Genomic DNA, 23,822 nt, shown 5'->3' on the forward strand with positions numbered 1-23,822 from the left:
ACTGCCGGCTGCATTGCTGCGATCGCGCTGGCGCCAGCTTACTGCTGGGCTTGCAGATGCTGGCTCTGGACCGCCCACGCCCGGGCCGGATCGGGCTCGCGGAGCCTGTTGTCGCGGATGACCGGAGCCACGTCCGATCGTATTACGGATTAGCTGCGCTCGAGGGGAACCGGGCTGTAGGCCGGCACCTGGACCTTCCGACTTCTTTTCTGTCCAGCGCGGTCTCGCCCGTATTTGGAGATTAAGAGAAAAACCGGGCGCCTCGGATGAGACGCCCGGTCGCTGTCGTCAGAGCTGAGATGCCGGATCAGGCGCAGTCATCCGATCCTGCATCGTCACGCATCACGGATTGGCGCCGCCGGTGACACCGGTGCAACCGTCCGCGCTGCCGCCCGAGGCGAGGGCGAGGGCGACGCCCGTGCCCGGGGTCAGATAGACGGCCTGGACAGCAGTCAGCCACTGCTTATTCAGCGGCGAGAAGCTGTTGTTGTTCAGGATGTTTTTGACGTTCACATCGCTTGTTGGATACTGATAGTACCAGTTCAGGAAGTTCAGCAGGTTCTGGCCATTGGTCGCGTTGCCATAGCAGCTGTAGGTCGCCATGAACGTGGTGCCCGAGAGCGGATAGGCACCGGTCTGGTTGGTGAGCGGCAGAACCGAGAGGCCGGCCACCGCGACGCCGCCATGGAGCGGTTCGGTCGACGCGAAGTTGATGCCGTAGACGTTCCAGTTCGCCCAGGTCGACGTAGCTGACGGAGGCGTCAGGCGGGTGTCACCCCAGGCAAGGTCCACCGCCGCCGGCGTCGGCGGGATGAAGGTCAGCGTGGTCGCCGCAGTGGCCGGAGTGGTCACGCCTGCGATACGCTGGGCCTCGTTCTGCACCGATGCCGCATACGGCGCGTTGGTTGCGATCGCATAGGGCTTGACGAAGTCGCCGCTGACATAGCCGATGCGGCCCGCCTGCGCCGCGGCCGTGCCGACCGCGGCCTGAACGCCGCCGCTGCCGCTGCTGCCGGCCCAGGCGCCAGCGACGGTCGATGCTGCGTTCCACGGGCCGTTGCCACGGGCCGCGGCGATGTTGGAGATCAGGTTCGAGAAGCTGGTGCTCGGCAGGTTCGCAGCACCGAAGATGGACTTGTACTTGTAGGTGTCGGTCGGGTCGATCAGCGGGCAGACCGCCTTCAGGTAGTTGGTGATGATGAAGCTGGTGCCGCTGCCGTCCGAGCGGTACGCCACCGAGATCGGCAGCGAGGCGCTGGCGTAGGGCTGCGCGGTCCCGACGCCGTTGCCGACGTTGGTGTAGTTGAACGCTTGGTTCACAACGGTGCCCGTGCTGGAAAGCGTCGGGATGGTGGCGACGCTGTTCCAGTCGGTGACCAGGCCCGAGAAGATCGCGCAGAGCTGGGCGCTCGAGAGCTGGATCGCGCCGCCGGTCACGATGGCGCCGCCGGACTTGATCTGCGAGTTGATCTGGAACGAGGTGCTGTTGACGTTGACCGGGATCGCGACCGGAACCTCGAACGCCGGCAACTGGACCGGGTTGCCCCAGGCAGCCACGTTGAAGCTCACCGGGCTGCTGCTTCCGACGGCGACCTGGGTGGTCGCAGTGGCGCCGCCGCTGGCCCAATTGGCCGACGGAGTGAAGCTGAACGCCGCCGTGGTCAGCGCCGCAAGGGTCGAGGCCAGCGGCGAGTCGGACAGGCCGACGTCGACGCGCGGATAGGGATAGCTGCCGAAATTGGCCGAGTTGAGCGTGTCGACGTAAGGCGGCTGGGCGGCCGGGAACGGCGTCGCGACGACGGAGCCCGCGGTCACGTTGCCGCTGTACCACTGCGACGGAGTGTTGCTGATATAGCCGCGGAAGCCGTTGCCCGAACCGACGCCGGCATACATGCCCTGGACGGTGGTGTCGACGCCGGCACAAGCCGCCGGCAGCAGACCCGGGGTCGGGCCGGCCGCATTGAAGCTCGCCGAGAAGCTGAAGCCGTCATTGCCGACCGTCGCGCCGGTGTAGCAGTCGAAGATCTGGCGGAACGCTTCGGAGGCGAGCGTGCTGCCGCCGAAGTAGAGGCCGTTGGTCGCTTGCGCGTTGGCCGGCTGAACGGCCGAGAGCATGGCAGCGGCCGACAGCACCAGCGCCGACGACGTGCCGAGCAGATACTTGGTAGTCGATTGCATGTTCATCTCACTCATCTCGAGGGTTGTAACCATCGGCGCTGCGGCGTCACTCCGTCGTCATGAGATCGACAAGTAAACATCAGGATGTCTGATGTATTATTTGTCGTTTTTTGATAGGCCTAATAGATATATCTAAAATAGGCCTAAGTATCTCCTGCACCGAAGGAATGTTTCCGTTCGTCGATGATTGGCTAACGTCTCATAGACAACTCGAAGATGAGATTCGCGCAGAGAATATTTCTAGCCTTATTTTGAAAAAGCTCTTGGCAATACCGCGTGACGTGATCTATGGAAACGCGGCGCGATCGTGTTGCTTAGTCGTGCATATGCAACCTTTGCACGAGTGGCGGTGAGGCGGGGCTTCCACATGGAAGACAATTCGAGCGGGCGACTTGCGATTCGCGTGGAGCATGGCGGTCATGCGTTGTTGGCCCGCCCGCTGTCGTATGGCGGTCATCATTCGGGGCCTTCGGGCAATGTGAGGCGTGCGCAGGAGCTGCATCAGCAGGGCATCGCGCATGCACGGGAGGAGCGCTGGCGCCAGGCGCTACGCGCATTCAATGAAGCGGTGCGGCTTGCGCCCGATCAGCCCGGCTTCAACTACTGCAAGGGTGTGGCGCTGTGCCGGTTCGATCGCTTCGACGATGCGCGGCACGCCTTCATGGCGGAGCTGCAGGTGACGCCGACGCATGCGCCGACGCTGGCTGAGATCGGCACCTGTCTTGCGCGGACCGGCCGCCCGCGCGAGGGCATTCCCTATCTGCAGGAAGGCTTGCGGCTGCTGCCGAACATGCCGCTGGCGCAATACAGCCTCGGCCTTGCGCTGCTCACCGAGAACCGGCGCAAGGAGGCGCTGGAGGCGCTCGATCAGGCCGTTGCCCTCGATGCCGGCTACGCCGAGGCCTATCGGACCCGCGGCCTCGCTCATGTGATGGACGGTCAGTTCGACAAGGCGGTCGAGGACCTGCAGGCCGCATCGACCATCGACAGCCAGAACTACAAGGCCATGCTCGAGCTCGGCATGAACTTCGGCGCGGCGGAGCGTCACCAGCAGGCTGCGCGGCTGTTCGAGCTCGCCGCCGAGAGCGCGCCGAACGTCGCGTTGCCGCAATATCTCTACGGCCACTTCCTGATCAATCAGCGCCAGTTCGAGCGCGGGCTCAGCTATGTCGACCGCGCGCTTGCGCTCGATCCGCTGCAGGCCGAGCATCACATCGCGCGCGGCTTCGGTTTCTTTGGCCAGGGCCGGGTGGAGGACGCCGTCGCAGCCTTTCGGCGTGCCGGCGAGCTCGATCCGGCAAATGCGGCGGTCGCGGGTACGGTCTTGTTTGCGCTCCAGCACAAGCCGGGTGTGACCCGCGAGGAGCTGTTGCGCGAGCACAAGCGCTGGGCCGCGCTGTACCGTCCCAGCATGCCGAACGACCGGCTGGCGTTTGCCAACCCGCCGGATCCGGCCCGCAAGCTGCGGCTCGGTCTGGTCTCGGCGGACCTGCATCGGCACGCGGTGTCGTTCCTCACCCTGCGCGCCTTCGAGCAGCTCGCCGCGCTCGGCTATGAGATTTTCTGCTACAAGACCGACAGCAAGAGTCAGGATGACGATTTCAGCGAGCGCTACAAGGCGATATCGCTCGCCTGGCGCGACGTGTCGAGCATCGACGATGCGGCGCTCGCGCGACAGGTCGCCGAGGATGGCGTCGATATCCTGTTCGATCTTGCCGGTCACACCGCCGGCAACCGTCTGTCCCTGTTCGCTGCTCGTGCCGCGCCGATCCAGCTCGGCTGGGCCGGCTATGTCGGCACGGTCGGGCTCGATACCTATGACGGCCTGATCGCCGATCCCGTGGAGATTCCGCCGGAGCATGATGCGGGCTATGTCGAGCGGGCGATCCGGCTGCCGGATTGCTACGTCTGCTACCAGCCGCCGACCAGCGCGCCCGATGTGGCGTCGCTGCCGAGCGAGACGAGCGCGTGTTTCACCTTCGGTTGCTTCAATCGTCCGGCCAAGCTCAACGCCGAGGTGGGCAAGGCGTGGGCGCGCATTCTCGCCGAGGTACCGGATTCGCGCATCCTGATGGTCTATGGCGGTCTCGGCGAGGCCTCTACGCGCGAGGCCGTCTACGCCGTGCTGGAGCGCGGCGGCCTTTCGCGCGAGCGCGTCGAACTCGTCGGGGAGAGCGAGCAGGCCAAGCTGCTCGAAGCCTATGGCAAGGTCGATCTGGCGCTCGATCCGTTTCCTTATTCGGCCGGCGTCACCACGCTCGAAGCCATGTGGATGGGCGTGCCGACCGTGACCTTCGCCGGCGACACTTTCGCCGGTCGTCACTCGGCCACGCATCTGACTGCCGCGGGCCTCGGCCAGTTCAGCACCTCGAGCGTCGACGATTATGTCGCGCTTGCCGTCGAATGGGCGCGACGGCGCGGTGATCTGGCGGAGCTTCGCCGCTCTCTGCGCGAACGGGTGGCGGCGTCGCCGCTCTGCGACGCGCCGCGCTTTGCCGACAATCTGTCGAGCGCCCTGATGCAGCTCTGGACCGAGTGGTGCGCCGCGCGCAGCGCCGCCTGACGCCGGCCTCTGAAGCTTCGTTTGGGGGCGCACGGCTGCTGAACTGTTTGTGAGGCGGGCACGGAAGGGACGTGGTGATGGCGGGAGCGGAGACCTCTGAGGCGCAGGCATCGAGAGCCGCGGCGGCCATGCTGAAGCAGGCCTCGACCGAGCGCCAGGCCGAATTCGCGCAAGCCGTGTTGGACCGCGCTTTCGCGCTGTTCCGCAACGGTCAGCTCGACAGTGCGGATGTGCTGCTCGAAACCATGGAGCAGGAGCCCGTGGTCCGGCAGCGGGTCATGCACCTGCGCGGTGTGATCGCTCTGTATCGCGGCGAGGACGAGAACGCGCTCGATTTCCTGGAAGAGGCGATCAGGCTTGAACCCGCCGACGCGGACGCGCACGCCAATCTCGGCGGGCTGCTGTTGAAGTCGGGGCAATATCCGCAGGCGCTGGCGGCCTATGCCGCTGCCTTGACGCTGCAGCCGGATAACGCCGCGGCGCGGCTCGGCCTGCCGCGCGCCTTGGCCGGCTCCGACCTGCCCGATCTTGCCTTCGCCGCCTTTCGCGACGGACTCACGGCCTCGCCCGAACCGGCCGAGGCGCCTGCGGCTGCGGCGCTGGCAGAATTGCTCGACGCGCATGGCGGGCGCGAAGATGCCAAGGCGCTGTTGGACGAGATGCTGGCGCGCCATCCAGACCATGAGGCGTTGCTTCGGATCGCGCACGAACTTGCCGAACCGGCCGATGGCGCCGAAGAGGCTGCAGGCGCCGTGGATATGGCCGCCAACGCCGACCGGGGGACCGATCCGGTGACGGCCGTAGCGCTGCGGATGACTGCGACGCCGCGTGTCGCCAGCGCCACGCTGTGCGAGGCGCTGTTCATGGAAGGCTGCCGCCACCATCGCGGCGGTGATATCGCGCGTTCGAGGCGGTTCTTCGAGCGCATTCTCGAGATCGATCCGGCTCACGTCAACGCGCTGTGCAATCTCGGATCGATCACCCTGGCGCGCGGCGACGTCGCGCGAGCGCAGACCTTGTTGCAATCTGCCGTAACCCTGGCGCCCGGGCTCGCGCCGGCGCGGATCGCTTTCGCCGATGCCTTGATGGCCGGCGGCAGGTTCGAGCAGGCGGGGGCTCATTATCGCAAAGCATTGGAGCTCCTTCCCGACAGCGACTTGGCGCACGCGCAATATGCGATGGCGCTGCGGCAGCTCGGTGATCTCGAGGGCGCGATGACGCATTTTCTCGCGGCGACCAGGATCAATCAGCAGCAGTCGCCGCGGTTCTACGAAGCCCTGGGCCGGACCTGTGCCGCGCGCGGCAATTCGCAAGGGGCCGAGATCAGCCTGAAGCACGCGCTCGTGCTCGATCGAAGGTGCGTGAGCGCCCATCATGCGCTTGGCGAGTTGTATCTGGGGCTTGGCCGGCCGGCCGACGCGGAAGCCGCGTTTCGCGCCGCGCTCGCTCTCGATCCGAGCGATACCGAGGCGCAAAGCGGTGTGGAACGCGCGCGCTCTGTACACACGTGCGAGGCGAGCGGAGCGCCGTAACATGCGTGTAGTTCGCGCAACTAATGCAGGGCCTGCGAGTGCCGTCTTGCGACGAGGCGTGGGGCCTGTGTCTGTTGTGGCCGTACAGTCCAGTCGATCGCGCGATGCATCACTCATCGTGCGTTGTATGTGTTGGCGGTCGCGAGCATCGCGCGATGTCGCTTCCGCGGTTGAGTTCATTGCTATGTCATCAACTTTGGTTATGAACAGCGCGGCTGAACTCAAGCGAGTAGAACGCTGCGGCCGGGGATGGGGTCCCAGCTATGAGCGACACCAATCGAGCGGCGTTGCTCAGCCTTCTCGTCGCGAGCTACGACGATCTCAGATCGCGCTTGGTGCGACGTGCCGGTTCTGCGGAGCTGGCGGACGAGGCGCTTCAGGATACATTCCTGCGCCTTTCGAACGCGACGGGAATAGGACCGGTCCGCGATCTGAAGGCGTATCTGTTTCGGGTTGCGCTGAGCATCGTCAGCAATCGGCGCGTCGCGGAACGTCGTCGTCGCACCGTATCGGAAGGCGATGCAGTGTTCGAGATGGTGGACGACAAGCCGGGACCCGATCGGGTGATCGAGGCGCGTTCCGAGATCGGCGCACTGAAGCGGGTGATTTCGGAAATGCCGCCCCGCCGCCGCGAGATGTTCATGGCGACCTTTGTCGACGAAGTGCCGTTGCGGGAAACGGCGCTGCGCTTCGGCGTCAGCGTCCGGACCGTGCAGGTGGAGCTCAAACAGGCGTTGGTCCATTGCGCGGCGCGCCTCGAACGGACGACGCAGGACTCGCCGCCGCTCCGGCCCCGGAATCACGTCTATCAGCAAGGTCGCGCGCTCCGTGCAGTGTACTGGACCCGGACAGTTGCTATCGGCGATCAGTCGTGCGCGGCAACGCCGGACGAGCCGTTGTGAATTTGCGCGCCTCGGCTGGGAATCCTCGCCCGGATGTCCTGGCCGGAAGGTGCCGGCACGCCCGTTGGGGCCATGAGGTCGGACGCGCATGAGCTTGGCTGCGCAGAAGAGAAAGCTTGCAATGCCGCGGCCGCTGCCGGCCGATTTCATGACGCATCTCGCCGCGCGAGGTGCGTTGCGCGACGGGCAGGGCGCTGCGGTCGCGCGGGCGTCCCGTCAAGGCGATGGGCTCTCCGGGCCGCCCGATTGGAGTGCGTTGACCAAGCTCACGGCATCGACGCTGGCCGATGAGCTCGCAAGCTTCTACGGTTGCAGCCGGGTGAAGCGCGACGATCTCACGCAGAACCGTTTTGCCGGCGGCGACATGTCGATGCGCTTCCTGAAGGAAGGCCGGTTGTTTCCTTATGAGAGTGCAGGCGGCGCGTTCAAGCTGGCCGTGGCCGCGCCGATCGACGACGAAACGCTGCGATCGATCGAAATCGCGTTGCGCGAGCCAGTGGTGTTGGCGGTGGCCACCGCCGACGATATCGATGCGGCGCTGTCGCTGCAACTCGAGGCGGAGCAGAGCCAGGCTGCGCCGCAGGCCAGCTCGCATGCGGGCGAGGACGACCTCGACAACCTTCGCGACCTCGCGCGCGGCGCGCCGGTCGTGCGCGCGCTGGACGATCTGTTTCGAATGGCGGCCGAGCAGCGCGCGACCGATCTGCACATCGAGCCCAACGGCGAAGGCCTGCAGGTGCGCCTGCGGGTCGATGGCATGCTCAAGAACGTCCCGGCGCCGCCGATGAGCATGGCCAAGGGCATCCTGTCGCGTCTGAAGATCCTGGCCGGCCTCAACATTATCGAACGCCGTTTGGCCCAGGACGGCCGGGCGCATATCGCGGTCGGCGGCACCGAGATCGATCTGCGCGTCGCCACCATGCCGACCATGCACGGGGAGTGCGCCGTGATCCGCCTGCTGCGCAAGGGCTCGGGCCTCGCCGCGCTGAACCAGATCGGGCTCAGCCCCCGCGACGAAGCCATCCTGCGCAAGGCGTTGCTCGCGCCTTATGGCATGGTCATCGTGACCGGGCCGACCGGCTCCGGCAAGACCACCACGCTCGCCGCGTCGCTCGCCGTCATCAACGAGCCGACGCGCAAGATCCTGACCATCGAGGATCCGGTCGAATACCAGATCCCCGGCATCAACCAGACCCAGGTCCATCCTGCGATCGGACTGACTTTTGCATCGGCGCTGCGTTCGTTCATGCGGCTCGATCCCGACGTCATCATGGTCGGCGAAATGCGGGATTCCGAAACCGCGCATATCGGCGTGCATGCCGCGCTTACCGGGCATCTGGTGCTGACGACATTGCACACCAACACCGCAGCCGGCGCGATCACGCGGCTGATCGACATGGGAATCGAAAGTTTTCTGTTGGCCTCCTGTGCGCGGGTGATCGTGGCGCAGCGCCTGGTGCGCATCCTCTGCGACCATTGCAAGGAGGCCTGTCGCCTGACGGCTGCAGAGATCGCCGCCGACGAGCGTTATGCCGCGCTCGGCATCGAACCGGGGGAGACCGTCTGCCGGCCGAAGGGCTGCGAGTGGTGCGGCTTCACCGGCTTTCGCGGCCGCAAGGGCGTGTTCGAGATCATGGAGATCGGCCCCGCGCTGCGGCGTGCAATCGGTCCGAAGACGGACGCCAGCGATCTCGAAGCCGCGGCGCGTCGCGAAGGCATGACGACGATGACGCAGGACGGCATCATCAAGCTCCGCGCCGGGCAGACCACGCTCGACGAGATCTTTCGCCTCACCACGAGCCTGTAGCGGTCATGCCCCATTATCGCTACCGCGCGCTGACCCGGGCCGGAGAGATCATCCTCGGCGACGTCGAGGCGCCCTCGCGCGAGGAGGTGCTGCGGCGGATCGAGTATCTCGGCCACCTTCCGGTCGAGGCGGAAATCGCCGGCGGCGGCGTGACACGAACCAATATCGTCAGCCGAGGATCGCTCGGCGGTCGCGAGCTGACGACGTTCCTGCGGCTGCTTGCGCTCCTGCTGCGGTCCGGATTGAATCTCGAAGCCTCGCTGCAGACGCTGGAGGACGATACCAACAAGTCGGTGGCGCGCTTTGCGGGCGGCCTTCGCTCCGCCGTGTCCGGCGGCGACGGCTTTGCCGAGGCGCTGGAGCGGCAGGCCGCGCTGCTCGAGCCGATGTATATCGCCATGGTCCGGGCCGGCGAGGCGTCGGGCAAGCTCGAAATCGTCCTGCGCGCGATCGTCGAGGACCGGACCCGGCGCGAGCAGATGTCGCAACGGATCACCACCGCGGTCCGCTATCCGCTGTTCCTGGTCGGAGCGGCGATCGTGATCCTGTTCTTCTTCCTGCTTTACGTGGTGCCGCAGTTCGAGCCCATCTTCAGCGAGATGCAGGGCCATTTGAATGCGGGGGCGGCATTCGCGCTCACCGCCTCGACCTGGTTGCGCGCCCATCTCGACCTGCTGCTCGGCGTCGGCACCGGCGTGCTGCTGGTCGGCTGGCTCGTCCTGCGGCAGCCGGCGGCGCGAGCGCGACTGATGGCCACGTTCACGGCACTGCCGGGAATTGCCGGGCTGATGCACGATCGGCGCGCCGCGCGCTTCATCGGCACGCTCGGGCTCCTGGTGGAGAACGGCGTGGCGCTGCCGGCCGCGCTCAAGATCCTGCGCGACGTCGTGAGCGAGCCCGATTATGTCGCCGCGGTCGAGCAGGTGCATGAGCAGGTCCGCAACGGCCGCCGCTTCATCGAGGCGCTGGCCGACAGCGACCTGGTGCCGCCGCTGGCCGTGCGCATGCTCCGCGTCGGCGACGAGACCGGCGACCTTTCGGCGATCGCGCAGCACGCATCGCAGTTCTACGAGCAGCGGCTCGCCATCGGTCTCGATCGCATGATGGGTGCGATCGGCCCGGTCACCATCATCCTGGTCAGTATCGGCATCGGCTCGTTGATCGTCTCCATCATGAGCGCTTTGCTGAGCATCACCGAGCTCGCCAAATGACGGACGCCATCGAGACAGATCCGCGGGCCGGCTCGACCTTGATCGAGATGATGGCGGTGATGGTGATCATCGCCATGCTGGCCTCGCTGGTCGGCGTGCTGCTGCCGGGCACCGGCCGCGGCCGGCTGAAGGCGCTCACATTGCAGACGGCCGCGATGATGCGGCGTGAGCGTCTCGTGGCGGTGCTCACCGGAAGCAGCCGCCGCATCTCGCTCGATACGAGCGCGCGTACGCTCGTCGGAGACAGCGGGGTGATCGCGATTCCGCGCGACGTGGTGGTCGATGTGGTCGGCGTGGACGAAACGTGGGCGGGACGGCAGGCGGTGGTGCGGTTCGAGCCGGATGGCGCTTCGACCGGCGCCGCGGTCAAATTCTCCTGGGACAAGGTGCGTTATGAGGTCGATGTCTCCTGGTACAACGGCCGCGTCGCGGTCGATCTTCAATGAACGCCGCGCCGCTCGCGCAGGGTTCACGCTGATCGAGGCGCTGGTGGCGATGACGCTGCTGCTCGCCTTCGTCTCCGTGCTGGGGCCTCAGCTGTTCCACGCGCGCCGCATTGCCGATCGCATCGACGGGCGGATCGCGGCGCAGGCGCTGCTGCGCTCCCTGCTCGACGCGCCGCCGGACCGTGCCGCGCTTTCGCGGGGACCTCGCGACGGCGAAACCGGCGGCATGCGCTGGCGCATCACCGCGGAGCCGATGTTCATCGACGCCATGATCCCGCCGAAGGCTGAGTTGGTCCCGGCCAAGACCGCGAAGCCGGACGCACCCGTCGAGAAGCGCCCGAACTGGATCGCCTATCACCTGACCGCGACAGTGTTCTGGGCGCCGGGGCGAACGGTCACTGCCGACACATTGCAGCTGGGCCTGCCTGGGGAAGATCAATGATCATCCTCCGGCTTCCCGCGCGCCGCCAAGCCGAGCACGGCTTTACCCTGATCGAAGTGCTGGCGGCGCTTGCCATCGGGGCGGCGGTGATCGCGGGCGTGGCGGCGTTGATCCACAATGTCGCGCTCAACTTCGATCGGGGCACCGGCCTTGCGGGCAAAGCGGATCAGCTGCTGCTGGCGGCGGAGCGGATCGGCGCGGATCTGGGGTCGGCGCGCCAGCTTCCGCGCGGGCGCGACGCCAAGGCGGGCGTGGCCTTTGTCGGCGAGCCGGGGCAGCTGAGGTTCATCGCTGCGGGTGGGGTTGCTGCCGGACCGCAAGGTGAGGAGGTGGTCAGTCTCACGGTCGAGGATGTCGAGGGGACTGCTCATCTGATCCGACGCCGCGCGCCGTGGTCCGGGCCGCGTACGCTGTTCGAGAGCCTGGCCCTACGCGACCCGATCGATCTGATCGAAGGCAATGTCGATATCGCTTTCGCGTTTGGCAGCTTCGGAGCCGACGGCAATCTGATCTGGAGCGACAGCTGGCGCAGCCAGCCGCTGCTGCCTCGGCTGGTTCGGCTCACGATCCGGGATCGGGCCAGCGGCGCCGAGCTGCTTCCGGGTCTTGCGTTCCGGCTGCGCTCCGACGCGCCGCTTGGCTGCGCCCAGGCCGACGCGAGCGCCGATTGCCTGAAGGTAGGCGCGCCGGCGCAGGCTGCGCCAAAGCAGGATCGACCAAGGACTGAGCCGGCTGGAGCACGTGGATGAGTGCGCGGGACCGCGAGCGCGGAATGGTCCTGTTCGCCGTGCTGTGGGCGATTGCGTTCTGCTCGGTGCTGGTGATGGCGACGTCGATGACCTTCCGCAGCCTTGCCGGGATAGTGGCGATCGACCGCGACCGCGTCCAGGCCGATGCGCTGCTCAGCGCCGGGCTGGAGGTCGCGGCCGGCATGTCCGCTGCGGTCAAGGATGCGCCGCTCACCGCGCGCAGTACCGTCGTGACCTTGCCGACTGGGGAGGTGCGTGTGAGTGTCGACGACGAGACCGGCCGCATCGATATCGGCCGGGCGCCTGCCGACGTGCTGGCTTCGCTGCTGCGCCATGTCGGCGCCGATGATGACGAGGCCGACGCTCTGGCGAAGGCCATCGTGGCGCTGCGCGATCAGGATCACGCTGCGCCGCCCGCAGACGGCGCGCAGCGCCAGCGGTCGGTGGCTGACAAGAAGCCCGAGCAGCCTACCGCTCCACAAGCGCAGTCGCCGTTCAGCGACATCCGGCAGCTCGCCGCGGTGCCCGGCATACGGCTGGAATGGATCACGGCGATGGCGCCCTTGATCACCGTCTATGGCAGCGAGGCTGTGAACCCCTTGACCGCCCCAGTCGCGGTGATCAGGGCGCTGCCGTTCTTTGAGGAAGCCCGCATGGAGAGCTTTCTTGCGATGCGCGGGACGCTGCTGGTGGATGGCGAGCGGCTCGGCTTTCTGCTTGGCCGCACTCAGCAATATCTGAAGGTTCAGCAGAGATCGGTGATCTCGGTCGATCTCGCGGCGCGCACCACCGACGGATATTCGGTCAAAGCGAGGGCTTTCATCGTCCTGCTCAAGGGTGACAAACAGCCCTACCGTGTTCTGGCCTGGAATCCCGGCGGACGGCGCGTTGTGCGAGACGCCGCGATGGTGTCGGGGGATACCGATGGACCTTGAGGCGATCGCAAAGGCCTGGATCGATCATCTCGCGCGGCTCTGGCTTGGCTGGCGCGACCGGCGCCGCGCCCGCAACTGGCTCAAGCTTCGTCAGGACGATGACGATCTGATCGTGCGGCAGAGCGACGGGACGCAGCAGACCTGGCCCGGCGCCTTGTCGCCGGGAGCCGCCCTTCCGGGCGAGCTTGCGCGCTCGGCGCAGCGCGCTTTCGTGATGCTGGAGCTCGGCAGCGAGGAGATCGTCTCGCGCCGCATGAGCGTGCCTGCGCAGGCCCGCGAGTTGTTGCCCGGCATCGTCCGCAACCAGATCGAACGGCTCTCGCCCTGGCGCGCAACCCAGGCCTGTTACGGCTTCGATGTCCAGGATAGTGCCGAGCCAAATCACCTCGATGTCCGGGTTCTGATCACGCCGCGCGCGGTCGTGGATGATGCACGTCATCGCATGGCGGCACTGGGCCTGCACGTCGACGCGGTCGTCGCCGGCGGAGCATCGGCGGGAGCAGCCAACGGCATCACGCTGTGGTCGCGGCTTGCGGATGCCGACGGTACACGCCTGATCCGGCTGCGCTGGATCATCGGCGGTGCGATGGCCGCGGCAGTTGGCCTCGCTGTGGTCCTGAATGTCTGGGCGTTCATGGCGGCCGCGGCGGCTGATGCCGAGAGCGGCGAGATCGTCGCAGAGATCGCCAGACTGCAGCGCCAGGTCAAAGGCACTTACTCGCCGCAGTCGATCGCATCGCTGCCGGCCGCCGAACGGGCATGGGCGCTGAAGGAGACCTCGCTGGTGTCGGCGATCGTGATCGAGGCGCTGTCGCGGGTGTTGCCCGACAGCGCCTATCTGACCGAGCTGAACATCGACGGTTCGACGGTGCGGATCGCCGGTATTGCCACGGACGCGCCCGCGCTGATCGCGCCGCTCGAACAATCAGGCCAGTTCAAGGACGTTCATTTCTACGCACCGACCACGCGCAGCGCCGATGGCGCCCGTTTCATCTTTCACATCGAGGCGCGCGTCGAGCCGCATCCGACGATGGCCGGAGGCTGACATGCCGAAGCTGAACCTCAAGCTGAAGCTTGACCTCAACCGCGAGCAGCTGCTTGCGGCCGGCGCCTTCGGCGCGCTGCTGCTGATCTGCATGCTCACCACTGCCAACGCGCTGCAGACCTGGATCGCAGCGGCGCAAAGCCTTGGCGAGCGCCGCGATCAGCTCGCGAGCCTGCAGTCGCGAGTCGGCGCGACGGTCAAGCAGCGCAAGTCGCAAGCCATGGCGGCGCCTGCGCTCGCCTTTCTCGACGCGCCGACCGGCGGGCTCGCAGCGGCGCAATTCCAGGCCTATCTGTCGCAGCTGATCGCGGATCAGAAGGCGGTCCTGGTTTCATCGGGGATTCAGGCCGCCGAGCGCGACGACAAGAGCGATGCGATCAAGCTCCAGCTCGCACTGACGGCGACGATCCCTGCGCTGCAGGAGCTGCTGTACCGGCTGGAGAGCGGAATGCCCTATGTGTTCGTGGATTCGCTTCTGATGCAGCTCGGTGGCTCGACCGAGCGCAACGCGGCCGATCCGGTGTTGAAGGTCACGCTGACAGTGCATGCGTTCTGGCGCCGCCCGAGCGCTTGAGCGGCGCGCCGCAACCGCCGCACTTACTCTGCCGCTTCGGCCGCCGTGTTCACCAGGCGCCGGAAATAGGCGATGGTCTTCTGCAGGCCCTCGTCGAGCTGGACGCGTGGCATCCAGTCGAGCACGGTGCGGGCCAGCGAAATGTCGGGCCGGCGCTGGCGCGGGTCGTCCGCTGGCAGCGGCTTGAAGATCAGCGAGCTGCACGATCCCGTCAGCGCGATCACCCGCTCGGCCAGCTCGCGGATGGTGAACTCGTTGGGATTGCCGATATTGATCGGGCCGGTGAAGTCGTCCGGCGTGTCCATGGTCCGGATCATGCCCTCGATCAGATCGTCGACGTAGCAGAAGCTGCGCGTCTGGTGGCCGTCGCCATAGATGGTGATGTCCTCGCCGCGCAGGGCCTGCACGATGAAATTCGACACCACCCGACCATCGTTCGGATGCATTCGCGGCCCGTAGGTGTTGAAGATCCTGACGACCTTGATGCGCAAGCCGTGCTGGCGCCAGTAATCGAAAAACAAGGTCTCGGCGCAGCGTTTGCCTTCGTCGTAACAGGAGCGGATCCCGATCGGATTGACGCGGCCCCAATAGCTTTCGGGCTGCGGGTGGATTTCCGGGTCGCCATAGACCTCGGAGGTCGAGGCCTGCAGGATCTTTGCCTTTACGCGCTTGGCGAGGCCGAGCATGTTGATCGCGCCGTGGACGCTGGTCTTGGTCGTCTGCACCGGATCGAACTGATAGTGGACCGGCGAGGCCGGGCAGGCGAGATTATAGATCTGGTCGACCTCGACATAGAGCGGGAACGTCACGTCGTGACGCATCACCTCGAAATACGGATTGCCGATCAGATGCGCGATGTTGGCCCGGCGGCCGGTGAAGTAGTTGTCGACGCAGAGCACGTCGTCGCCGCGATCGAGCAGGCGTTCGCACAGATGCGAGCCGAGAAATCCGGCGCCGCCGGTCACCAGCACCCGGGCCACGTCAGTCCTTCCTTATGATCGGAGCCGCAGCGGAATCCGTAGGCCAGGCCCACGGCCGCGGCGTGGTCGGAACGAAACCCGCGATATGCGAGCAATCGCCGCTCTGGGAGCCGAACACGGTCCACTGCGTCACCTTCCAGAGCGTCCGTCGGCGCAGGTTCGCGCCGGCGATGACGCAATTGTTCCAGGGCGCGACAACGAACTGGATGTCGTAACAGCCGGCGGGCAGGTTCGAGACCGTTGCAAGCCGGGACGGCGCAAGCGGCTCGGCGAGCTGGTCGGGGCCCCACTGCCGCACATGACAGGGCGAGACATAGAGGTGCTGCAGATGGACGGGCGATGCGTTGACGATGGAGAATTCGGCCGCCTGCACGCACGACGACGTTGCTGATAGCGACGTGATCGCCGCGACCGATGCCCAGACAAGCGCGCGACACGCCGCGAGCCGGATGCGCATCCCATGTCGTCGGCCTATCATCGCTGCACTGTCCCGCTGCCTTGTTGGACAGCAGTAGCAGCCTGCCATTGCAGATTTGTGGCACCTACAACGTGTGCAGGAATTTCAAACAACTGTCATCGCGTGAAATCGCCGATGTCGGCGCTGCTACGCCGTGACCTCGACGCGGCTTCCGTCAGGCATGGCGATCACCGCCTCGTAGAAGCCGTCGCCGGTCGTGCGTGGCGCCGAGACGAGGACGCCATCGACCGCGCAACGTTCAGCGAGCGCATCGACGTCAGCCGCACTGCCGAGCGCAACGGCGACGTGATCCCAACCGATGCAGTCAGACGCATTCGCACCGGCAAGCCACGGGCCGGTCATGAGTTCGATCCGCGTGCCGCCACCGGGCAGCGTGGCGAAGCGCGAGACGAAGCCGGCGCGGCGCGTGCTATGATATGCCGGGCTCACGGTTGCATGGAAGTAGCGTTGCCAGAACGCTGCTGCGGCGTCGAGATCGCTGGTCCAGAGCGCGACATGGGCGAGATGCATTGGGAGGTCCGTTCAGTTCTGTTCCGCGCCGGCGCGATGCGCCGACAGCGTCACGATGCCGAGCAGCGCGGCCAGCATCCAGAATGCCGCCTGCAGGCTGACGAACTCGGCGACGAAGCCGATCGCTGCGGGTCCTAACAGAACGCCGGAATAGCCCGTCGTGGTGACCGCTGCGACGGCGAGGCTGACCGGCATGGCGTCCTGCGTGCCTGCCTTACGGAACAGGATCGGGACGAGGTTGGATGCGCCGAGGCCGATCAACAGAAAGCCGGTGATGGCGACGGCGGCAAAGGGAATGGTGAGCAGGACGACGAAGCCCGCGATTGCGATCAGGCTGCCCCAGAACAGGGTGGCGCGGTCGCCGGTGCGGCTCACGATGGCATCGCCGCCGAGCCGGCCAGCCGTCATGGCGATCGAGAACAGCATGTAGCCGAGGCCGGCTTGCGCCTTGGGCAGGTGGTCCGCAGCCGTGAGCAGCAGCGCGCCCCAGTCGAGCATGGCGCCTTCGACCAGAAACATGATGCCGGCCAAGGCGGCCAGCAGCACCACGAAGCCATGTGGGAGAACGAAGAGCGGTCCGGCCTCGGGCGGCCGCGCGCGCAGGAGCCGCGGCGTGGTGAGCCCCATGGCTAGGCCCATGAGGCTCGAGCAGACGAGGGTGCTGATCAGCGCATCGGCCCCCATGGCCAGCAATAGCGTCATCATGCCGGCTCCGACGAAGCCGCCGATGCTGAACTGGGCGTGAAAGCCCGACATCAGCGGCCGTCCTTCGGCACGCTCGACTTCGATCGCATGAACGTTCACCGCGACGTCGAGCGAGCCCAGCGAGGCGCCGAACGCGAACAACGCGGCTCCCAGCATTGCCGGCGTGCCTGCAAATGCCAGCAGGGGCAGGATGATCGCGAGCCCGAAGCCGCCTGCGACGATGATCGGCTTGCTGCCAAGGCGGCTCGTCAGCACGCCCGTCAGCAGCATTGCGGCGACCGCGCCGATGCCGAGGCAAAGCAGAAGCAGGCCGAGCGTCGCATCATCGACCGCGAGCCGCTGCTTGGCGAACGGCACCAGCGGTGCCCAGCAAGCGATGCCGAACCCGGCGACGAAGAACCCGAGCCGTGTCGCGAGCTTGGCCGCGCACTGAACAGAAGACGACATGATGAACTCTCAGGCTAGGGCGCAGGGCGCTCGTCCCGCAAGTGGGGACAGGTGAGCGACGAGCAGGTGCGATCCGCGTTCATCGGGCCGCATGATGGTTTGGCTGTCGTCATGCCGGTGGACCGGCTTTGAGAATGGAGGCGCCGGCCTTCGTAAGGGCCTTGAGCTGAGCGGTGGGCGCGTCATGCTCCACGACGAGGTGTGCGATGTCCTTGATCGCGGCGACGCGATGCGGTGCGCGGGTCTCGAGCTTGTCCGTGGTGGCCAGCACGAGAGTCTCTCGACTGACCGAGAGCAGCGTGCGCTTGAATACCGCGTCGGCAGTGTCGATCGCACTGATCCCGCTCTTGGCTGACACCGCACAGGCGCCGAGAAACAGCCGGTCGACGTTCATCTGCCCGATCGTGAGAACCGCACCGGCATCGACACTGCCGCCGATCACCGGATCGACGGCGCCGCCGATCATGATGAGCTTCAGGTCCTGGCGTTGCAGCACCGCAGTTGCGATGTCGATCGAATTGGTCGCAATCGTGAGCTCGGCATCCTCGGGCAGGAATTCGGTCAGCGCCAGATTGGTGCTGCCGCTGTCGAGAAAAATGAATTCGCCGGTCCTGATCGCCGTAGCCGCAGCACGCGCCAGCGCTTGCTTGCGCTCACGATCTGCGCCGATGCGAGCCGCCATCGGCAACCATCCCGGCGTGATCGGCAGCGCCCCGCCATAGACGCGGCGACAAAGTCCTTCGGCCGCCAGCGCCCGCAGATCGCGCCGGATCGCGTCCTCGGAGACGTCGAATTCGGCCGCCAGCGCTGCTGCAATGACCGATTGTCCCTGTGCCAGGCGTTCGCCGATCAGGTCCCGCCGCGCCATCGGAATTTCGTCTGACATGGCCGAGACCCTATCATGCAAAAACAAGAATAACAACGTGCATAAACATGCAGACATCCGAAGGTCAGCGCGGATCGTCCTTGCCGGCCTTCGCCGGATCTCCCTGCGTGCCTTGAATATCGATGCGTCAAAAAGCCAAATTTGCTTGAGCTTCCAGGCGGATCACCCCAGTCCAGATGCTCTGCGAAAAATATTTTGATTTCTATTTTTCAGAAATCGTGGTTGTCTAGGGCATCCCGCCTCGATGAAGAGGGACGTGCGCATCGTCGCGATACGTGGAGGCGGGGAGCGGTGGCCGCGAGAGTGTCAGGCGCTGTTGCGCAAGACGACTGACGCTGTTGCGGACGGCCAAGCCGCGTGGTCCTGACACCCCGACGCTGGTGTCCTCGCGCTGATGCGTCTGCATCATGCGCGGATATGGTGGCCAACAAGCCCGGTGCACCAGGGAGAGCGCGGAGCAACCGTTAAACCCATCGCGCAGGGAATGCCGGATCGTTCGGCTGGACCTGTGGTACCTGCCGCCTGCATTTTTTTCGCAGGCGGGCCATGGGTTGCGGCCAGCGCCCGGCATTCCCCATAGGCGTTAAGTTTATGCTTGAGTGTTGGAATCCGCCGTGATTCGAACAGGGGATGGCAGACGAATCGCTCCTGAACGAGGACTGGACGAGAGTGGTTGCGCAGCTGGGCGGGGCTGCGCAGCTCGAGAAAACTGCGCGCCAGACGAAGGCCTTCGCGCGTCGGCGGCAGATTCCAGATGCGGTGACGTTACTTCGGCTGATGCTGGCCTATTGTTTGGGTGAAAGAGGGCTGAGATCGACAGCCGCATGGGCGGCTTCTGTTGGCCTTGCCGACCTCACCAGCGTGGCGTTGTTCTATCGGCTGCGTCAATGTGGTGATTGGTTTGCGGTGCTGGTGGAGGGCTTGCTCGCTGCGGCAGCTCCGAAGGCGAGCCAAGGCCGCCTGATCCGCATCATCGATGCGACGACAGTGCCTCAGGCGGGACCGGCTGCGCGCAAGAACAGTGAGCTTTGGCGCGTTCATAGCGCATTTGATCTGCCCTATGAGCGCTTTGGTCACTTCGAGCTGACAGATCAGCAAGAGGGCGAAACGTTTGACCGGATACCAGTGGTCAAGAACGAGATCCGCATTGCTGACCGCGCTTATCTGCAACCTGACCGCATTGCGGCCGTCCGCGAAGCCGGGGCCGACGTTTTGATCCGAGCGGGCTGGAAGAACGCACGTTGGCTTGACGCCAAAGGCCTTCCGTTCGATCTGATGGCCCAATTGCGTGCCGCGAAGGCGCGCGGACTGGTCGATCGGGAGATTTGGATCAAGCGCAAGGGCGGCGCGCCTCTGGCTATGCGTCTGGTCGCAATCAAGAAGCCCACCGGTGCGGCTGCTGCTTCTCGGCGTAAAGCCCGGCAAGACGCAAAAGATGAAAACCGCATCATCTCCAAAGAAACTTTGGAGGCTGCGGATTGGGTCATTCTGATCACGTCGCTCGCGCGGGACGAGTTCTCCACCAAAGATGTGCTTGCGCTCTATCGATTGCGATGGCGGATCGAGCTTGGGTTCAAGCGACTGAAGAGTCTGATTGGCCTCAAGACGCCGCCAGGAACCGATCCGCGCTCTGCCAAGCCCTACCTGCTGGCCCACCTCCTGATCATCCTGTTGCTCGAGCCGCTTGCCAGCGACTTCGAGGACTCTCCCCACTGGACGCAGGCCGCTTAACGACGCCTGGCGCTTGGCGGGTCCTGCAGCAGCTCGTTGCATCCTTGCTGCAAGCAATCATTCCACAACCAACCATCCGTTGCTTGCGCCGCAGAAAACGCGCGTTGGGGCGCCACCTTCGCGAGCCTCCTCGAAAACGCAAGTATCAATCGATGCTCGCGCTACCTTAACGCCTATGCGGCATTCCCTGCGCCTCTTTGCTTTCGGAGGCGGCTCACGATCCATAATTCGGGCGCGAACGCGCCGCGAAGGCGAGGAGGCGCGCCTTGCTCGTCCCGGTCCGGGCGGAACTGGCGTGACCGATGCTGCGGATCGTCGGCGTTCGGTCGCTTGACCTTTTGTCGAAATGGGGCTGGATGCGAGATGGATTTACCGGTGCAGGCGCGCGTGAGGAGAAGTGAGTGAGCGCAAAGTCAGTGGACGCCAAGCCCGCCTTTGTTGCTGTCGATTGGGGCACGTCGAGCTTTCGCGGCTGGCTGATATCGGCAGCAGGAGACGTGCTTGCCGAAAGCCGCGGGCCCGAAGGCATGTTGCATTGTGCGGCGACCGGTTTCGCGCCGGTGCTGCGCGATCATTGCGCCAAGCTCGGCGCGCCCGACGATCTGCCGGTGTTGATTTGCGGCATGGCCGGCGCCAAGCAGGGCTGGGTCGAGGCGCCATATGTGCGGACGCCGACCCGGCTCGACAGCCTGCATGAAGGAGCGGTTCATGTCGAGGCTGGTGGTGACATCCGCATCCTGCCTGGGCTCGCCCAGGCGCGAGCTGATCAGCCGGATGTCATGCGTGGCGAGGAAACGCAGCTACTCGGCGTCACCGAGCCCGATTTCACCGGGCTGGTCTGCATTCCCGGCACGCACAGCAAGTGGATCGCGATCGAAGCCGGCCGCGTGGGCGAATTCACGACCTACATGACGGGAGAGCTGTTTGCGGTGATCTCACAGCACAGCATCCTCGCCCATGCGGTCGAGCCGTCGGCTGCGCCAGCAGCGGAGAGCACGGCGTTTCGCGACGCGCTTGCCGCCGCGCAAGTCTCTCCGAGCGGATTGACCACGTCGCTGTTTCGGCTACGGGCCGCGCAGCTGCTCGGCTTCGCGCAGCGCGCCGACGGGGCTGCGACCCTGTCCGGTCTCCTGATCGGCACGGAACTCGCCGATGCGTCCCGACGTTTCCGCGGCGAGCGGGCCGTGCGTCTGATTGGCGCCGGCGCGCTCGGCCTGCTCTATCAGCAGGCTCTTGCGCAGGCCGGCTTTGCCGTCACCGTCGTCGATGCCGAGCAGGCCTCGCGGCAAGGCCTTGCCAAGGCCGCTTTGCAGATTTGGGGAGCTCAGTTCTGAACATGACGCAGTCGGTATCCTGGCCCAAGGTGAAACGTTCGCTGGTCGCGATCCTACGCGGCATCAAGCCGGAGGAAGCGGAGGCAATCGTCGGTGTGCTGATCGAGAGCGGCTTCGAGCTGATCGAGGTCCCGCTGAACTCGCCCGATCCCTTCGTGTCCATCGAGCGCCTGTGCAAGCGCTTCGGCAGCGACGTGTTCATCGGCGCCGGCACCGTGCTCAGCGCTGCCGATTGCGCGCGCCTCGCTGATGTCGGCGGCCGCTTGATGGTCAGCCCCAATGTCGATCCCGATGTGCTGGCGACGGCGGGCGCGCGGGGCCTGGTGACCATGCCCGGCGTGTTCTCGCCGACGGAAGCCTTTCTGGCGCTGCGCTCCGGCGCATCCGCGCTGAAGTTTTTTCCGGCGTCCGTACTCGGGCCTTCGGGTATCTCGGCGCAGCTCGCCGTGCTTCCGAAGGGCGTGGTGGTCGGCGCCGTCGGCGGTGTGTCGGACAAGAATCTTTCCGATTATGCCGCGGCGGGAGTTCGCGCCTTCGGCCTGGGATCAAGTCTCTACAAGCCGGGCATGACGGCCGCGCAGGTGCGCGATACCGCGCTTGCCTCCGTGCGCGCCTATGATGCCGCAATGGCGCGATGAGCAGGGCGAACCGAGCGGGAGCAGCGGAACCCGTGTGACGGTTTTGTGAAACTTATTTGACACGGGGGCGTTGGAACGGAACCCTTTCATAAAGCTCCAGGATGCCCGTGTTCGACGCGTTGGAGAAGGTGACGCATTCGCCGCTTGCTGGCATGTTCGAGAAAGCTCATCCGAAGCCGCTGGTGAGGGTGCAGCCGACGAAACCCGATATCGCCATCGCCGATGCAATCGCACATCACGCAAGGCCCGCACCTGAAAAGCTCGGGCGCGCTCTCTCCTGGGGCGCAGACGAGCATGTGCTGCTTGCACTGGCTGCTCTGGGCTGGGTTGCTACACGCGGTCAGGAGAAATCGGTGCGCCGCGTGGCCGATCACATGCTGCTGCTGACGGCCGCCGCGTCGGTGCTGCCGCATCTCCTCAAGAGGTACATCGATCAAACCCGCCCCGACCGCGAGACCCTGCTCGGTCATATCAACGGGATTTCCTATTCCGGCAAACGCGAGGACGCCTTCCCCTCCGGCCACGCCTTGCACATGGGAGCGGTCGCCTCCGCGGCAGGCCTGCTGCCCTTGCGCCCGCGTGCGCTCATTCGCAGCGTTGCCGTTGGCCTGTCGCTGACACGGGTGCTCATCCTGGCGCATTGGGCCAGCGACGTCGTCGCAGGCTTCGTCATGGGCGTGGCGCTCGACCGCATTCTCCGCCTGGTGACCGGATGTCCGGCGCAGCTCTCACTGGCGCCTGTTCGCGACAAGAAGCCGGAGGGGCGTTCATGACCGAATATCTGCTTCGCTTCGTCCTCGGCGGCCTCGTGGTCTCCGCTTTCGCCGTGCTTGGCGACGTGCTGCGTCCAAAGACTTTTGCCGGCCTGTTCAGCGCGGCGCCGTCGGTGGCGCTGGCGACACTTGGCATCGCGATCGCCGTCCATGGCGCCGAATATGCCGCCATCCAGAGCCGTTCGATGATGTTTGGTGCCATCGCGCTCGCGATCTACAGCATCGTTGTCTGCCAACTCCTGATGCGGGCGCGCATGCGCGCACTGTCCGCGACCCTGCTTGCGCTCACGGTCTGGCTGATCGCGGCGCTCGGCCTGCAGGCGCTGTTTCCGGGAGGTGCCTGATGCGGGTCGGGTTCTCACTATCTTCGCTGAAGGAGGGGCGCTGGTACGAACATCTGGTCCGCTTCGCACTCGGCGGCGCCGTGACCGTGGTGGCCGGATTGATCGCGCGCGGCTTCGGTCCCGCGCTCGGCGGCCTGTTCTTGGCTCTGCCCGCGATCTTCTGCGCCAGCGCCACGCTGATCGAGGGGCACGAGAAACGGCGCAAGCGCGAGGCCGGCCTCGGTGGGACCAGGCGCGGGCAAGAGGCTGCGGCCCTGGATTCGGTCGGCGCCGCGCTTGGCAGTCTTGGCCTGCTGGCCTTTGCAGCTTGTTTTCTGCTGCTGGTCCGTCACAGCATTCCCGCCGCCTTCATTGCAGCCTCCGCTGCATGGCTCGGGGTTTCGGTCGGTGTCTGGTGGGGCCGCCAACAGTGGCGGGCAGCACTTCGCCGACGCGCGACGGAGACCGCGAGCCCCGAACGGATCCGTCCGTCCGGTAAGTCGCTGTCGCATGCCGGAGCGTCGCGGCGAGGTCGATGGCTGCGGGCAGAGACGCGTTCAGGGCGGCGTGGGAAGCAGGGCAGCGTTGCGTGATTTTGTGAGAAAATAGATTGAATTCAAACAATTTTACTTC

23 protein-coding genes are annotated in these 23,822 nt (G+C 65.8%); 17 read left to right on the forward strand and 6 right to left on the reverse strand.

The window, feature by feature from the left end; translation table 11 throughout:
• Nucleotides 1-342 precede the first annotated feature (342 nt).
• Nucleotides 343-2,178: a substrate-binding domain-containing protein gene (locus QX034_RS20205; protein WP_316195716.1), complete on the reverse strand. Its 1,836-nt coding sequence runs from the start codon at nucleotides 2,176-2,178 to the stop codon at nucleotides 343-345.
• A gap of 367 nt (nucleotides 2,179-2,545) precedes the next feature.
• Between QX034_RS20205 and QX034_RS20210 the strand changes: the two genes are divergently transcribed.
• The 11 genes from QX034_RS20210 to gspM all read left to right on the forward strand — a co-directional run bounded on the left by QX034_RS20210 (nucleotide 2,546) and on the right by gspM (nucleotide 14,384).
• Nucleotides 2,546-4,741 carry a tetratricopeptide repeat protein gene (locus QX034_RS20210; RefSeq protein ID WP_316195718.1) on the forward strand — a complete coding sequence of 732 codons (2,196 nt, stop codon included), beginning with the start codon at nucleotides 2,546-2,548 and terminating at the stop codon, nucleotides 4,739-4,741.
• Between the two features lie 77 nt (nucleotides 4,742-4,818).
• Nucleotides 4,819-6,273 carry a tetratricopeptide repeat protein gene (locus QX034_RS20215; protein WP_316195720.1) on the forward strand — a complete coding sequence of 485 codons (1,455 nt, stop codon included), beginning with the start codon at nucleotides 4,819-4,821 and terminating at the stop codon, nucleotides 6,271-6,273.
• Between the two features lie 263 nt (nucleotides 6,274-6,536).
• Complete coding sequence (locus tag QX034_RS20220) at nucleotides 6,537-7,175, forward strand: RNA polymerase sigma factor (RefSeq protein ID WP_315700761.1); 639 nt, start codon at nucleotides 6,537-6,539, stop codon at nucleotides 7,173-7,175.
• Between the two features lie 88 nt (nucleotides 7,176-7,263).
• Complete coding sequence (locus tag QX034_RS20225; RefSeq protein WP_315765887.1) at nucleotides 7,264-8,982, forward strand: GspE/PulE family protein; 1,719 nt, start codon at nucleotides 7,264-7,266, stop codon at nucleotides 8,980-8,982.
• 5 nt (nucleotides 8,983-8,987) lie between these two features.
• Nucleotides 8,988-10,193, forward strand: coding sequence for a type II secretion system F family protein (locus QX034_RS20230; RefSeq protein ID WP_315767339.1), 1,206 nt, complete (start codon nucleotides 8,988-8,990; stop codon nucleotides 10,191-10,193).
• Nucleotides 10,190-10,639 (forward strand): type II secretion system protein, encoded by a 450-nt coding sequence (locus QX034_RS20235; RefSeq protein WP_316195722.1) that lies wholly within the window; start codon nucleotides 10,190-10,192, stop codon nucleotides 10,637-10,639. The genes QX034_RS20230 and QX034_RS20235 overlap by 4 nt, the downstream gene beginning before the upstream one ends.
• Nucleotides 10,596-11,081 carry a type II secretion system protein gene (locus tag QX034_RS20240; protein WP_315765894.1) on the forward strand — a complete coding sequence of 162 codons (486 nt, stop codon included), beginning with the start codon at nucleotides 10,596-10,598 and terminating at the stop codon, nucleotides 11,079-11,081. Before QX034_RS20235 ends, QX034_RS20240 begins: the two co-directional genes overlap by 44 nt.
• Nucleotides 11,078-11,830 (forward strand): prepilin-type N-terminal cleavage/methylation domain-containing protein, encoded by a 753-nt coding sequence (locus tag QX034_RS20245; protein ID WP_315765896.1) that lies wholly within the window; start codon nucleotides 11,078-11,080, stop codon nucleotides 11,828-11,830. Before QX034_RS20240 ends, QX034_RS20245 begins: the two co-directional genes overlap by 4 nt.
• Entirely contained in the window at nucleotides 11,827-12,765 is a 939-nt protein-coding gene (locus QX034_RS20250; RefSeq protein WP_316195724.1) for a type II secretion system protein GspK, read from the forward strand. The genes QX034_RS20245 and QX034_RS20250 overlap by 4 nt, the downstream gene beginning before the upstream one ends.
• Nucleotides 12,755-13,810 (forward strand): PilN domain-containing protein, encoded by a 1,056-nt coding sequence (locus QX034_RS20255; RefSeq protein ID WP_316195726.1) that lies wholly within the window; start codon nucleotides 12,755-12,757, stop codon nucleotides 13,808-13,810. Before QX034_RS20250 ends, QX034_RS20255 begins: the two co-directional genes overlap by 11 nt.
• Nucleotide 13,811: 1 nt before the next feature.
• A complete protein-coding gene (gspM, locus tag QX034_RS20260; protein ID WP_316195728.1) occupies nucleotides 13,812-14,384 on the forward strand; it encodes a type II secretion system protein GspM in 573 nt (190 codons plus the stop codon).
• A 23-nt stretch (nucleotides 14,385-14,407) separates the two neighbouring features.
• Here the strand turns inward: gspM and QX034_RS20265 are convergent, their stop codons facing one another.
• The 5 genes from QX034_RS20265 to QX034_RS20285 form a co-directional block, all read right to left on the reverse strand.
• Nucleotides 14,408-15,364 carry a UDP-glucuronic acid decarboxylase family protein gene (locus tag QX034_RS20265; RefSeq protein WP_316195729.1) on the reverse strand — a complete coding sequence of 319 codons (957 nt, stop codon included), beginning with the start codon at nucleotides 15,362-15,364 and terminating at the stop codon, nucleotides 14,408-14,410.
• A gap of 1 nt (nucleotide 15,365) precedes the next feature.
• Nucleotides 15,366-15,821: a hypothetical protein gene (locus QX034_RS20270; RefSeq protein WP_316188603.1), complete on the reverse strand. Its 456-nt coding sequence runs from the start codon at nucleotides 15,819-15,821 to the stop codon at nucleotides 15,366-15,368.
• 147 nt (nucleotides 15,822-15,968) lie between these two features.
• Nucleotides 15,969-16,352 carry a VOC family protein gene (locus QX034_RS20275; RefSeq protein WP_315700750.1) on the reverse strand — a complete coding sequence of 128 codons (384 nt, stop codon included), beginning with the start codon at nucleotides 16,350-16,352 and terminating at the stop codon, nucleotides 15,969-15,971.
• Between the two features lie 12 nt (nucleotides 16,353-16,364).
• Nucleotides 16,365-17,504: an MFS transporter gene (locus QX034_RS20280; RefSeq protein WP_316184080.1), complete on the reverse strand. Its 1,140-nt coding sequence runs from the start codon at nucleotides 17,502-17,504 to the stop codon at nucleotides 16,365-16,367.
• Between the two features lie 109 nt (nucleotides 17,505-17,613).
• Entirely contained in the window at nucleotides 17,614-18,390 is a 777-nt protein-coding gene (locus QX034_RS20285) for a DeoR/GlpR family DNA-binding transcription regulator (protein ID WP_316195731.1), read from the reverse strand.
• Between the two features lie 630 nt (nucleotides 18,391-19,020).
• Between QX034_RS20285 and QX034_RS20290 the strand changes: the two genes are divergently transcribed.
• The 6 genes from QX034_RS20290 to QX034_RS20315 all read left to right on the forward strand — a co-directional run bounded on the left by QX034_RS20290 (nucleotide 19,021) and on the right by QX034_RS20315 (nucleotide 23,782).
• Nucleotides 19,021-20,121 carry an IS4 family transposase gene (locus QX034_RS20290; RefSeq protein WP_315701243.1) on the forward strand — a complete coding sequence of 367 codons (1,101 nt, stop codon included), beginning with the start codon at nucleotides 19,021-19,023 and terminating at the stop codon, nucleotides 20,119-20,121.
• A gap of 401 nt (nucleotides 20,122-20,522) precedes the next feature.
• Nucleotides 20,523-21,455: a 2-dehydro-3-deoxygalactonokinase gene (locus QX034_RS20295; RefSeq protein ID WP_316195733.1), complete on the forward strand. Its 933-nt coding sequence runs from the start codon at nucleotides 20,523-20,525 to the stop codon at nucleotides 21,453-21,455.
• A 2-nt stretch (nucleotides 21,456-21,457) separates the two neighbouring features.
• Nucleotides 21,458-22,093 (forward strand): 2-dehydro-3-deoxy-6-phosphogalactonate aldolase, encoded by a 636-nt coding sequence (locus tag QX034_RS20300; RefSeq protein ID WP_315700746.1) that lies wholly within the window; start codon nucleotides 21,458-21,460, stop codon nucleotides 22,091-22,093.
• 101 nt (nucleotides 22,094-22,194) lie between these two features.
• Nucleotides 22,195-22,866: a phosphatase PAP2 family protein gene (locus QX034_RS20305; RefSeq protein WP_316195735.1), complete on the forward strand. Its 672-nt coding sequence runs from the start codon at nucleotides 22,195-22,197 to the stop codon at nucleotides 22,864-22,866.
• The gene (locus QX034_RS20310) at nucleotides 22,863-23,210 is read left to right on the forward strand and encodes a DUF3147 family protein (RefSeq protein WP_316195736.1); all 348 of its coding nucleotides are present in this window, start codon (nucleotides 22,863-22,865) and stop codon (nucleotides 23,208-23,210) included. Before QX034_RS20305 ends, QX034_RS20310 begins: the two co-directional genes overlap by 4 nt.
• Nucleotides 23,210-23,782: a hypothetical protein gene (locus QX034_RS20315; RefSeq protein ID WP_316195738.1), complete on the forward strand. Its 573-nt coding sequence runs from the start codon at nucleotides 23,210-23,212 to the stop codon at nucleotides 23,780-23,782. Before QX034_RS20310 ends, QX034_RS20315 begins: the two co-directional genes overlap by 1 nt.
• Nucleotides 23,783-23,822 lie beyond the last annotated feature (40 nt).

The organism is Bradyrhizobium sp. SZCCHNR3119 (assembly GCF_032487775.1).
GTDB lineage: Bacteria > Pseudomonadota > Alphaproteobacteria > Rhizobiales > Xanthobacteraceae > Bradyrhizobium.